Genomic DNA, 11,771 nt, shown 5'->3' with positions numbered 1-11,771 from the left:
GAATAGGTCGGCGCTTAGTTTACGGCGTCGCCTCGAACACTATCGGGCTGGTGCGCGGGGTTCCACGCGACGTTGGCCGGTTATGTCCGGATATCCGGGTTGCTGCCAGTTTTCCTGAAAGCAGTGCGGTCGGCACACCTACGCCGGGGGTGGTGCCACAACCAGCGATAACCACGTTGTCGCTGGAGCGCGGGAAATTGCTCGATCGAAATGGGCCGGTTTGCCGGAAAAGATGTGCCGCCGAGAAAGGTGTGCCGGCCAGCATTCCGCGGTCGTGCCAGGTTTGCGGCGTGTCGAGCTGATCGACAGCGAAGTGCTCGGCGATGCCGCGGTACCCGCGCGCTTCCAGAACGGAGAGCAGCTCGCGCAGGTAGGCGGGGCCGAGCGCCGGCCAGTTCAGTGGCGCCGCCACCAGATTCGGGCACGGTGCCAGCACGGAGAACGGCTCGTGCTGTCCGTCGCGCCGGTCGATGAACAGGTTCGGGTCGGTGAGCGCGGGCCGGGTCAGTAGCAAGGAGGGATCGCTCATCAGCGCGCCGCGGCCGCGGCGCGCGGTGATCTCGGCGAACGTGGCGTCCCAGGCCTGCCCGAACTCGATGGCGTGGTGTGCCTGCACCGGCCAGCGCGCCGCGATCGCGGCGGGGATGGTGCCGTGCGCTACGACCGCTGATGGTGCGGCCCGCAGTCCGCGCCTGGGCCGCACTCCGAACCGGTCGAGCGACCCGAGGTCCGCGGTGAGCACGAGGGCGTCGCAGTCGAAGGAGCGCCCGTCGGCGGTGCGGGCGCGCCGCGCCCGGCGCCCGGCGTAGTCGATCCCGACCACTTCGGCGCCGAGTTCCAGCCTGCCGCCCGCGTCGGTGAACGCCTGCGCCAGCGCTTCGGCGATCGCCCGCATTCCGCCCTCGGGGAAATAGACGCCCAACGAGGTGTCCATATGCGGGATCACGCCGTACACCGCGAGCGCTCGGGCGGGCGGCATACCCGCGTAGAGGGCCTGGAAGGTGAACAGGCGGGCCGAGCGCGGATCACGCAGAAACCGGCGCACCCGCGGCCCGAGCCGCCCGAAGCAGCCCAGCCGCACCAATTCGACCAGTGCGCGGCGCTTTTCGGCGCTACGGACCATATCCAGCGGCGAGTCGAAGTTGGTGTCCATGAACTCGCTGTACTCGGCCGCGTAGACGCGGGCCAGCCAGTCACGCAGGCGCCGGTAGCCTCGTGCCTCGGCCGGGCCGCAGGTCCGCTCGACCTCCGCGGCCATCGTGTCCGGGTCGGCGAACACCCTGATCTCGGTGTCGTCGGCGAAGCGGGCGTGATAGCCGGGCGCCAGCTGCCGGATCCGCAGCGGGGGGACGCAGGTTTCCGGTGTACGGCCGACGGCGGCGAGCGCGTCGGTGATCAGTTCCGGCAGGGTCAGCACGGTAGCGCCGGAATCGATGTCATAGTCGGCGCCCTGATAGCGCCCGACCCGGCCGCCGGGGTGGTCGCAGCGTTCGAGCAGCGTGACTGTGTGGCCGGCGCCGGTCAAGTGCAGCGCGGCCGACAGCCCGGACAGGCCCGCCCCGACGATCACGACACGATCGGTCGGTCCCGCAACGGTTTTCATCCGGTTCACCTTCCCGTCGCCGCTTGAACGGGATAGCTGGTCGCTGCGGCCGGTGACATGGACACGGTCACGCCGTGCGCTCGGTCGCGGCCAGCGCCATCGCGCGCAGCCGTTCTTTCGCCACGGTCGTCGCCGAACTGGACGCGATGGCGGCCAAGCCGCTGTCGGTCAGTTCGGTGATCCGCCGCTCCACCTCGTCGACCGCGCCGAGCTCGATGAGCAACGAGCGCATCCGCTGCACCGCCTCCGCGCTCAGCTCGGTGCCGATGCTGGTGCGCAGCAGCGCGCCGGCGGCGGGGTCACAGGCGTCGGCGCGGCGCAGTGCCTCCGCCAGCAGCACGGTGCGCTTGCCTTCGCGCAGGTCGTCGCCGGAGGGCTTGCCGGTCACCGCCGGGTCGCCGAACACGCCGAGCAGGTCGTCACGCAGCTGGAAGGCGATGCCGATGGCGGTGCCGAACCTGCGATACGCCTCGATCAGTCCCGGTCCGGCGTCGGCGATGGCGGCGCCGAGATGTAGCGGGCGTTCGACGGTGTAGGCGGCGGTCTTGTACCGGTTGATCCGCAGCGCGGCCTCGACCGATTCGTCACCGCCCGCCTCGCCGGTGATGTCGAGCAGTTGACCGCCGAGTACCTCGGTGCGCATGTCGGCCCACACCGGCGCGAACCTGGCGATGGCCGCCGGCGCGAGACCGGACGCGTGCACCATGTCATCGGCCCAGGACAGCGCCAGGTCCCCGATCAGGATGGCCACACTGGTGCCGAAGTGGGCCGCGTCGCCGGTCCATCCGCGGTCGCGGTGGCGCCGCTCGAAATCGACGTGCACGGTGGGGAAGCGGCGGCGGGTTCGGGAGGAGTCGATGATGTCGTCGTGGATCAGCGCGCAGGCCTGGACCAGTTCCAGCGCCGAGCAGGCGGTGAGCACCGCGGCGGCGGCCGGTCCGTGCGGATCTCCGCCCGCGCCGAGCCACCCGGTCCACGCGAACGCGGGCCTGGTGCGTTTTCCGCCGCGCAGCACGAACTGCTCCAGCGCGTCCGCGGCCTCCACGAAGACCGGGCCGAGGCGCTCGACGGTGTCGCGGCGGGTGGCGAAGAAGCTGGTCAGCGCATCTTCCACGGCGGTAACGAAGGCGGGCGTGCCTGGCTGCGGCACGGCGGCCCGCGGCGACTGAGTACCGGTTCCGGCGGACAGGGGAGCCTCCAAGGTCGTGCGGGTGGTGGACGCACTCCGCCGCGGGGTGCCCGAGCGCTTCGGGTGTCCGCGGCCGAGCGAGTTCGTGCGCGCGTGTCGTCCGGCGTGGCGGACTTGCCGCCTAGGTCCGAAGGATACGCGGGCGGTCCGAGCTACCCGACAGCGCTGCCACCGGCCCCCTCTTACACTGAACCGGTGACGTTCGACAACGTGCGGGGAAACTCCGCCGACAGGTCGTCCCGGACCCAGCCGGGTATCTCGGCAACACCTTCGGTCGTCGAGAGCCTGCGAATGCACGAGGGGCACGCGGTGCCGTTTTCGGTCGAGTTCAATCCGCCGCGCGACGCCGAAGCCGAGGCGCGGCTGTGGCGCGTCGTGCGGCAGTTCGAGTGCATGCATCCCGCGTTCGTGTCGATGACCTACGGCGCGGGCGGTTCCACTCGTGACCGCACCGTACGCGTCACCGGCCAGCTCGCGCAGGAGACCACGCTGTTGCCGGTCGCGCACCTGACCGCGGTGGAGCACAGCGTCGCCGAACTGCGTTCGCTGGTCGGCGCCTACGCCGACTCCGGCATCAGCAACATCCTGGTGCTGCGCGGCGACCCGCCGGGCGATCCGCTCGGCGAATGGCACCGGCACCCGGAGGGTGTCTCCTACGCCGAGGAGGTGGTGCGCATCGTGCGCGACCTCGGCGATTTCCATGTCGGCGTGGCATCGTTCCCGCTGGGACACCACCGCTCACCGGACCTGGACACCGATACCGCCTTCCTGGCCGCGAAGCTGCGGGCCGGCGCGGAGTATTCGATCACGCAGATGTTCTTCGATGTCGAGCACTATCTGCGCCTACGTGATCGCCTCGCGGCGTTCGACCCGATCGAGGGCGCGAAACCGATCATCCCGGAGCTGATGCCGATCACCTCGCTGCGCACGGTGCGGCGCGCCGAGCAACTGTCCGGCAGACAGCTGCCCGCCGCTGTCACGGAGCGGTTGTGGGCCGCGGCGAGCGACGGCTCCGAGGAGAATGCGGTCGCGGTCCGCGCGGCGGGCATCGAGATCGCCACCGAGATGGCCCAGCGGCTGATCGACGAGGGCGCGCCGTGCCTGCACTTCATCACGCTCAATTTCGCCAGGGCGACCAGCGAGGTGCTCGCCAACCTCGGTTACGGCGTAGCCGCCGCGCCGATCGGCGCCTGACCCGCGAGCTTCGCCCGGCCCGCGCTGGGCCGGGCGAAGGTGTTTCATCGTGAGCTGCTCGAGCACCTGGTTACCGGCGGTCGTAGTCGTGATCCGGCGGCGCTGCTCGTAAACCGGGCAGTCCGGGGTGCTGCTCGACGGCCCGGCCCCGACCGGTGCGCGCATCGGCCGGGGCCGGGGCCGGATCGCGAGGCGGTGTTTCAGGCGGCGCGCGCCGCCCGCAAACCCCACGCCTCGGCAAGCAGCCGGTGCGATTCGAGGCGGTCGGCGTGCCGATGGGTGACGCTGGTGACGAGCAGTTCGTCGGCGGCGGTGACCCGCTGCAGGGCGGCGAGCCGCTCCACGACGGTGCTCGGTGCACCCACGATCTGGGTGGCCAGGCGATCATCGACCAGGCGGCGCTGTTCCGCGGTGAGCGGTGCGATGGTCGCCGGGTCCTGGTAGGGGGTCGCGCCTGCGCCACTGCGGATGCTGTAGACCCAGTGTCCGTAACTGGCGGCCAGGCGCTGCGCGGTCGCGTCGTCATTCGCCACGACCACGTCCGCGGAGATCACCGCGTACGGCTCGGCCAGAATCGCGGACGGACGGAATGCCGCACGGTAGGCATCGATCGCGTCCAGCGCGGTGCCGGGCGAGACGTGATATGCCGCCGCGAACGGAAGGCCGAGTCGCCCGGCCAGTTCCGCACTCTCGCCCGCGCTGCTGCCGAACAGCCACAGCTGCACCTGCGCGCCCTCGCCCGGGACCGCGTGCAGCGAGACGCCTTCGGGGCTGACGAAGCTGCCGTCCAGCAGCGCCCGCACCTCGTCGAGCTGCTCGGCGAACTCCAGCGGCTGCGCGCCTTGCTGCTGCAGCGCGCTCAACGAGGCGCGGAACCGGGACCGGTCCACGATGCGTTTCGGATCGAACGGCGGCGGAACCACGACACCGTCACGGATCTCGGTGCGACCGATCACGGAATCGCTCACGGGCTTTGCGGGGCGCGCGGTTTCCGCACCTAACTGGCTGCGCCGATGACCGGAACGGCCCAGCCCGAGGTCGAGCCGGCCGGGGTGCAGCGCGTCGATGGTGCCGAATGCCTCCACGATCGACGCCGAGGTGTGGTGACCGACCTGCACGGCGGCCGAACCCACCCGGATGCGCGTCGTCGCCGCCGCGACCAAGCCGATAAGCGTGATGGACGACGAACTCGCTACCGAGACGAAGTGGTGTTCGGCCAGCCAATACCGGTGGTAGCCCCACCGTTCGGCGCGCTGGGCCAGATCGATGGTGTTGCGCAACGCCTGCTGCGGGGTCGAGCCCGCACTGACCGGGGAGAGGTCGAGAATCGACAGTGGAACGCTCATGCTGTGTCTCCTTTCCGCCATGAGCGGGGCTTTGCCTGGTTACGGCTGTGCTGCCGTGTCCAAGTCCGGCGCTCATGCTGTGTCTGTTTTTCGCCATGAGCGGGGCCTTGCGTGGTTATGGCTGTGCTGCCGTGTCCAAGTCCGGCGCTCATGCTGTGTCTGTTTTTCGGCATGGGCGGGGCCTTGCGTGGTTATGGCTGTGCTGCCGCCTCCAGGCCTGACCGCTCATGCCGGGCGTCCGCGCTGGGGGTCCTGCTCGCCGGCCTCGATGGCCACGCGCAGCCGGTTCTGCGCGGGTGCCACCGGGCAGGTCGCGAAATCGGTGAAGGCGCAGGGCAGATTGGCCGCCCGGTTGAAGTCCAACCGGACTGTGCCGTCCGCCTCCGGCGGGTCGACTGCCAGCGCGCGTGCCGCCGGGTAGGTCGTGACGCCGCTGGTCGCGTCGGTGAACAGCACCCGCAGGTTGCCCGGATCGCCGAATGCGACGACGCGTTCGGTCACCTCGCCGATGCGGAATTCGATGGTGCCCGCGGCACGGTGCCGGTGCTCGAGACCCTCCACCACCGCGCCGGTGGTCACGGTCTGCGCTTCGTCGAACGGTGTGAACCGGCCGTACACAACCCAGTTCGGGTCCGGCGTGTAGGCCGGTATGTCAGTGAAGCTGAGCAGAGCGGGCGCGGCCGGATCGTGCACGCGGACCGCGTGGCGGCCGGTGCGGCGGATCACCTCGAGGGCCCGACGCTCATGCCGTACCAGCAATCCCGGCGCCCCTTCGGTGGGCCGGACGATCTGCACGCCCGCGATGGTCAGGCCCTCGTACTCCAGCCGGTCGGCGGGCTGCGCCGTGATGAACACCTTGTCGTCGGTGACCCACCAGGTGCCCGGTACGTCCGGCAACCGCTCGGGACTGTCGGTGAGCCAGTGCAGCGCGGTCAGGCTGAGGAATCCGAGCGGGTCGCGCAACCGGTCCACGCGCGCGCGGTGCCAGTGCGCCCACTCGGTCTCGAAAACGCTGGCAATGCTGGTGGTCATGACGCTTTGGCTCCTTCGCGGGAGGTGGTGCGGTGGTGGGGATGGTGCAGGCCGAGGTGGTCACGCAGGGTGGTTCCGGTGTACTCGGTGCGGAAGCTGCCGCGTTCCTGGAGTTCCGGGACGACCCGGTCGACGAATTCGTCCAGCCCGTGCGGGGTCAGGTGCGAGACGAGGATGAATCCGTCGGCAGCGTCGGATTGCACGTAGGTGTCGATTTGCTCGGCGACCGAGGCGGGGGTGCCGACGAACTGCTGCCGCGTGGTCACCTCGATGATCAGCTCCCGGATGCTGAGCCGCTCGGCTTCCGCTTTGGCCCGCCACGCCTCGGCGACCGCACGCGGGTCCTTGGCGTGGCGCACGCGGCCCCGGGTGATGGTTACGTCGTCGGCGGGCTCGACGTCGGGGAGCGGGCCATCCGGGTCGTAGCCGGAAAGATCACGGCCCCAAACCTGTTCGAGAAACGCGATCGCGGTCTGTGGGCTGACCTGCTGCAGGCGGATGTGCCTGGCCCGTTCCTGCGCCTCGGCCTCGTTGTCGCCGAGGACGAAGGTGGCGGCGGGCAGGATCTTCAGCTCGTCGGGGGTCCGGCCGTACTTGGCCAGGCGTGCCTTCACGTCGGCGTCGAACTGCTGCCCCTCCTGGAGGGTGCCGTGGCCGGTGAAGATCGCGTCGGCGGTGGCCGCACCGAACTCGCGGCCGTCGTCGGAGTCGCCCGCCTGCAACAGTACCGGGTGGCCCTGCGGGCTCGGCGGGAGCACGAATCGACCGGTGATGTCGAACTGCGCTCCGCGATGGCGGGTTTCGGGAATCTGCTGGGCGAAAACGCCGGCTTTCCGGTCGACGACCAGCGAGTCGGCGTCCCAACTGTCCCAGAGTGCCCTGGCCACGTCGATCAATTCGGCGGCGCGGCGGTAGCGCTGGCTGTGCTCCAGATAGCCGCCGCGGCGGAAGTTTTCGCCGGTGAACGCGTCGGAGGACGTGACGACGTTCCACGCGGCCCGCCCGCCGGAGAGGTGGTCGAGCGACGCGAATTGTTTGGCCAGTTCGAACGGTTCGTTGTAGGTGCTGTTGATGGTGCCCGCCAGGCCGAGCTTGTCGGTCACCCCCGCGAGCGCGTTCAGCACGGTGAAGGTGTCCGGCCTGCCGACGACGTCCAGATCGTGGATGCGGCCGAGGTGTTCGCGCAGCCGCAGTCCTTCGGCGAGGAAGAAGAAGTCGAACAGGCCCCGTTCCGCGGTCTGCGCCAGATGCACGAACCCCGCGAAGTCGATCTGGCTGCCCGATGCGGGGTCGCTCCACACGGTGGTGTTGTTGACGCCGGGAAAATGGGCGGCGAGATGGACGAGCTTGCGCGGCTTGTCGGTCATGACGGCGTGCCTTCTGTGCTGGTGGCGTAGCGGCTCGCGGGCCGCGGCAGGCCGAGGCGAGTGCGTAGAGTGCCGGTGGACAGGGTTGTGCGGCCGAACGACGGCAAACGGTGGACCGCGGCCGGGACGGCGAGCGGGCGCAGCACTACACCGTCAGCGGCCTCGGCGGCGTGCACGGCCGCCAGTGCCTCGCGCAGTGTCTCAGCGGTGCCGATGTGCCGCAAGCCGCTCGGGGCCGACGCCACGAGCTGGTCGGCCCAGCCGTCCAGTGTGCGCACCTCGTCGGTCGCCGCGTCCACCGAATCGGCCAGGTGAATGTCCAGATCCAGCAGGATGCGCACGCGGTCGGGGTCGCGGCCGGCCGCCGTCAGCTCCGCACGCAACTGCGTGCGCCGTGCCTGTGCCGCGTCGAGATCGATGGCGCCGATTCGGATCAAATCGGCGCGGCGCACCGCGACTGCGGCATCGGTCACATCGTCGGCGCGCACCGCGACGATCGCTTGGCCCTGCGGCGACCGTGGCGTGATCGAGGGGCCCTTCACCGCGAAGTTGTCTCCGGCGAAGTCGATGTAGTGCAGTTTGCCCCGGTCGATGAAGCGGCCCGTGGGCAGGTCACGAATCTCCGCGTCGTCCTCCCAGCTGTCCCACAGGCGGGTGACGACTTCGATCGCTTCGTCGGCCTCGTGCCACAGCGCGGCCGCGTCTTGCGCCTGCTTGCGCCCGAACGCCCGTGCCTGTTCGGCGCCCTCCGAAACGGTGACCTCCCAGCCCGCCCGGCCGAACGTGGCGAAATCGAGGCTCTGGATGGCCTTCGCCAGATGGAAGGGTTCGGTGTGGGTGACCGGGATTTGCGGCACCAGCCCGATGCCGCGCGTGGCCGCGGCGGCCCGGGCGGCAATCGCCACCGCGTCGAGCCGGCCGCGGGTGGCGCCGGGGCCGCCGGGCTGCAAGCCGAACGAGTCGGGCAGGAAAACCGCGTCGACACCGGCGTTTTCGGCCGCGACTATCACGTCGAGCCAGTACCGGCCGGTGAACAGGTCCTCCGCGCGCGAGTCGTCACGTCGCCAGGACGCGGGATGCGCGCCGGTTCCGGTGAGTTCGACGGCCACGAAGAAATCCGGATCAGCCATCAGGCCGTGGCCTCCGCTTCGAGCTGCCGCAGCAGTGCCGGGTGTACGCCCGCACCGGCCAGGTCCGGCGCCGAGAACAGCGCCTGCTGCCACAGCGCGGTGCGCGGCGCGTGGGTGCGCCACCACCGTGCCGTGCCGACGGCGAGCCGGACGAGGCTGGCTGGAACGTTCGGCCCGGGGGACGGCGCGGCCACGGGGCGGTCCGATTTGCCGTGGGAGAAGGTGGAAGACACCATCAGGACGATCCTTTTCGGTGAGTGCCACCACGTGGTCGGCGTGCGGCCGGTGGTGGGCTCCGGTGTGCGGGTTCCGGTGGTCGTGACGGGTGCGGCCGGCTCGGAGCGGCTGCGGCAGCGCGCCCGGTGCTCCTGCCGGTTCAGTAATCGGCTGTGGCGATAGGTCGGATTCGGCATCAGCAAGCGCCTGCCGTGGCGGGGGCGGGGATGGCCGACAGCAGCTCGCGCGTGTACTCGTGCTGCGGGTTGTCGAAAATATCGGCGGTGCGGCCGCTTTCGACGATACGACCGTGCCGCAACACCGCGACCTGATCGCTGATGCGGCGGACCACCGCCAGATCGTGCGAGATGAACAGGTAACTCAGCGACAGCTCGGATTGCAGGCGGTCCAGCAGCTCGAGGATCTGCGCCTGCACGGACGCGTCCAGCGCGGAAACCGGTTCGTCGAGCACGAGCAGTTCGGGATGCAGCGCCAGGGCCCTGGCGATGGCGACGCGCTGGCGTTGTCCGCCGGACAATTCGGCGGGACGCCGCTGCGCGAATCCGGCCGGCAGCGCGACCTGCTCGAGCAGTTCGGCCGCCCGTTCCCGCCGCGCCGCACGATCACCGATCCCGAACGCGCGCAAGGGTTCTTCGATGATCGCGCCCACTCGCCAGCGCGGGTCCAGCGAGGCGTAGGGGTTCTGGTACACCACTTGGAAGCGTTTGCGCAGCGCACGCAGCCGCGCCCCGCGTACCCTCGACAGCTCCTGCCCGTCGAAGATGACCTCGCCGCGGTCGGGTTCGGTGAGCCGCAACGCGATCCGGGCGGTAGTGGATTTACCGGAACCGGATTCGCCGACCAGCGACAAAGTCTCGCCGCGGCCGAGTTCGAAACCGACCCCCGCCACCGCGGCCACGGCAGTGCCGCCGTGCGCCCGGAAGGCCTTGTGCACGTCACGCAGGACCAGCAGCGGCTGGCCGTCGCGGGGTTTGGCGGCGCGGTAGGCGCCCGGCGCGGCGAGGCTCGGTGAGGCGGCGAGCAGCCGCTTGGTGTAGGGGTGGCGCGGCGCGGCGAGCAGGTCGGCGGTCGGGCCGCTCTCGACCACCTCGCCGCCGCTGAGCACGACGAGCCGGTCCGCGCGTTCGGCGGCCACGGCCAGATCGTGGGTGATCAGCAGCACTGCGGTGCCGCGCGCCGCGATCTGCTCCGCGAGCCGGTCCAGCACTCGGCGAGCGACGGTGGCGTCCAGCGCGCTGGTCGGCTCGTCGGCGATGACCAGCTCCGGTGCGCAGGCCAGCGCGGCCGCGATCAGCACCCGCTGGCGCTGCCCACCGGACAGCTCGTGTGGGTACTGCTCGGCGCGCAGTTCCGGCCGGTCCAGCCCGGCGTCGGCCAGCAGTTCGATCGCTCGCGCGCGCGCCGCGTTGCGGGCGGCCAGCCCGTGCACGAGCAGTGGTTCGGCCACTTGGTCGCCGATGCGCCGCACGGGGTTCAGCGACAAGCCGGGGTCCTGGGGGACGAAACCGATCCGGGCGCCGCGCAACCGGCGCAGCGCTCGTTCGGACCTGGTGTCGACCACCGAGTCGTCGAAAGTGATGGTTCCGCCGGTGGTCTCGGCGTTGGCTCCGAGCAGACCGATCACGGCCTGGGCGAGGGTGGACTTGCCGGAGCCGGACTCGCCGACCAGCGCCACCACCTCGCCGCGCGCCACGGTGAGCGAGACACCCGCCAGCGCGGTGACCGGCCCCGAATCGGACCGATAGCGGACATGCAGATCCTCGACACGTAACAGCGGCGCCGGGCTCATGCGTGTTCCCCTTTCGCGATGGCGCGTCCGAGGCGTTGAGCGGCGAGGACGACGGCGATGATGACCAAGCCGGGCAGGGTGGTCATCCACCAGGCGGTCGCGAGATAGTTGCGGCCCTCGGAGATCAGCGTCCCCCATTCCGGGGTGGGCGGCTTCGCGCCGTAGCCGAGGAAACTGAGCGCCGACACCGACAGCACCGCCATGCCGAACTCGACCGCCGCCAGCGCGAGCACGGGCTGGTAGGCGTTGGGCAGCACGTGCCGGGCCAGCACCGTGTACCAGCGCACGCCCGCCGCGTGGGCCGCCTCCACGTAGACCGCCTGACGCACCCGCAGCACCTCCGAACGCATCACGCGCGCGAAGTTGGCCACCAGCGCGATACCCACCGCGAGGGCCACATTGCGGGTGCCGAACCCGAGCGCGGTCACCAGCGCCAGCGACAGCAGCAGGGCGGGGATGGACAGCAGTACGTCGACCGAACGCATGATGATCGTGTCGACCACACCGCCGATCGCACCCGACAGCAGCCCGAGGACGGTCCCGGCGACGAGCGCGATGCCCACCGCGGACAGGGTTGCGGTCAGCGAGAGTCCTGCGCCGTGGACCATCCGGGTGTAGAGGTCGCGCCCGAGATTGTCGGTGCCGAACCAGTGTTCGGCACTGGGCGCCTGGAACTTCTGCGCCGGAACGCCGGTCAGTGGATCGCCACTCGCGAACACCGACGGCGCCAGCGCCCATCCGACGGCGAGCAGCGCTACGGCGCCCGCCACCAGCAGTCCGGCGTTGCGGCGCACCGACTTCCAGCTCACACTCGGTTGCCGCAGGCCCGCCAGGACCACCCCGCGGCGTTCCTCGGTTACGTCGACCACGGTTGGTCACCTCCC

At 70.6% G+C, this 11,771-nt stretch carries 10 protein-coding genes; 1 reads left to right on the top strand and 9 read right to left on the bottom strand.

The annotated features are described in order from the left end of the window. Window positions 1-19 precede the first annotated feature (19 nt). Both crtI and ACT86A_RS21610 read right to left on the bottom strand, forming a co-directional pair. Window positions 20-1,603, bottom strand: coding sequence for a phytoene desaturase family protein (gene crtI / locus ACT86A_RS21615; RefSeq protein WP_445093997.1), 1,584 nt, complete (start codon window positions 1,601-1,603; stop codon window positions 20-22). 67 nt (window positions 1,604-1,670) lie between these two features. Continuing rightward, window positions 1,671-2,804 (bottom strand): polyprenyl synthetase family protein, encoded by a 1,134-nt coding sequence (locus tag ACT86A_RS21610; protein WP_445093996.1) that lies wholly within the window; start codon window positions 2,802-2,804, stop codon window positions 1,671-1,673. Window positions 2,805-2,987: 183 nt separating this feature from the next. Here ACT86A_RS21610 and ACT86A_RS21605 point away from each other — a divergent pair, with 183 nt between their 5' ends. Then, the gene (locus tag ACT86A_RS21605) at window positions 2,988-3,986 is read left to right on the top strand and encodes a methylenetetrahydrofolate reductase (protein ID WP_445093995.1); all 999 of its coding nucleotides are present in this window, start codon (window positions 2,988-2,990) and stop codon (window positions 3,984-3,986) included. A gap of 200 nt (window positions 3,987-4,186) precedes the next feature. On the opposite strand, the gene ACT86A_RS21600 is transcribed toward ACT86A_RS21605, so the two are convergent. From ACT86A_RS21600 to ACT86A_RS21570, 7 genes are all read right to left on the bottom strand, one after another. After that, a complete protein-coding gene (locus ACT86A_RS21600) occupies window positions 4,187-5,332 on the bottom strand; it encodes an LLM class flavin-dependent oxidoreductase (protein WP_445093994.1) in 1,146 nt (381 codons plus the stop codon). A gap of 225 nt (window positions 5,333-5,557) precedes the next feature. Continuing rightward, window positions 5,558-6,364, bottom strand: coding sequence for a DUF1684 domain-containing protein (locus tag ACT86A_RS21595; protein ID WP_445093993.1), 807 nt, complete (start codon window positions 6,362-6,364; stop codon window positions 5,558-5,560). Further along, window positions 6,361-7,731 carry an NtaA/DmoA family FMN-dependent monooxygenase gene (locus ACT86A_RS21590; protein WP_445093992.1) on the bottom strand — a complete coding sequence of 457 codons (1,371 nt, stop codon included), beginning with the start codon at window positions 7,729-7,731 and terminating at the stop codon, window positions 6,361-6,363. Before ACT86A_RS21590 ends, ACT86A_RS21595 begins: the two co-directional genes overlap by 4 nt. Next, complete coding sequence (locus tag ACT86A_RS21585) at window positions 7,728-8,861, bottom strand: LLM class flavin-dependent oxidoreductase (protein WP_445093991.1); 1,134 nt, start codon at window positions 8,859-8,861, stop codon at window positions 7,728-7,730. Before ACT86A_RS21585 ends, ACT86A_RS21590 begins: the two co-directional genes overlap by 4 nt. Next, the gene (locus ACT86A_RS21580; protein ID WP_445093990.1) at window positions 8,861-9,097 is read right to left on the bottom strand and encodes a hypothetical protein; all 237 of its coding nucleotides are present in this window, start codon (window positions 9,095-9,097) and stop codon (window positions 8,861-8,863) included. The genes ACT86A_RS21585 and ACT86A_RS21580 overlap by 1 nt, the downstream gene beginning before the upstream one ends. Before the next feature lie 176 nt (window positions 9,098-9,273). Continuing rightward, the gene (locus ACT86A_RS21575; RefSeq protein ID WP_445093989.1) at window positions 9,274-10,887 is read right to left on the bottom strand and encodes a dipeptide ABC transporter ATP-binding protein; all 1,614 of its coding nucleotides are present in this window, start codon (window positions 10,885-10,887) and stop codon (window positions 9,274-9,276) included. Beyond that, the gene (locus tag ACT86A_RS21570; RefSeq protein WP_445094063.1) at window positions 10,884-11,696 is read right to left on the bottom strand and encodes an ABC transporter permease; all 813 of its coding nucleotides are present in this window, start codon (window positions 11,694-11,696) and stop codon (window positions 10,884-10,886) included. Before ACT86A_RS21570 ends, ACT86A_RS21575 begins: the two co-directional genes overlap by 4 nt. Between the last annotated feature and the right edge of the window lie 75 nt (window positions 11,697-11,771).

The sequence above is a fragment of the Nocardia glycosmidis genome (assembly GCF_052545115.1).
The sequence above is the reverse complement of the archived record's forward strand: the minus strand, read 5'-3'. Positions and strand labels throughout refer to the sequence as shown.

Bases quoted from the DNA above. Each gene is read 5' to 3' on its own strand.
- ACT86A_RS21585 (WP_445093991.1), bottom strand. From the start codon at position 8,861: ATGGCTGATCCGGATTTCTTCGTGGCCGTCGAACTCACCGGAACCGGC.
- ACT86A_RS21595 (WP_445093993.1), bottom strand. From the start codon at position 6,364: ATGACCACCAGCATTGCCAGCGTTTTCGAGACCGAGTGGGCGCACTGG.
- ACT86A_RS21590 (WP_445093992.1), bottom strand. From the start codon at position 7,731: ATGACCGACAAGCCGCGCAAGCTCGTCCATCTCGCCGCCCATTTTCCC.
- ACT86A_RS21575 (WP_445093989.1), bottom strand. From the start codon at position 10,887: ATGAGCCCGGCGCCGCTGTTACGTGTCGAGGATCTGCATGTCCGCTAT.
- crtI (WP_445093997.1), bottom strand. From the start codon at position 1,603: ATGAAAACCGTTGCGGGACCGACCGATCGTGTCGTGATCGTCGGGGCG.
- ACT86A_RS21580 (WP_445093990.1), bottom strand. From the start codon at position 9,097: ATGGTGTCTTCCACCTTCTCCCACGGCAAATCGGACCGCCCCGTGGCC.
- ACT86A_RS21600 (WP_445093994.1), bottom strand. From the start codon at position 5,332: ATGAGCGTTCCACTGTCGATTCTCGACCTCTCCCCGGTCAGTGCGGGC.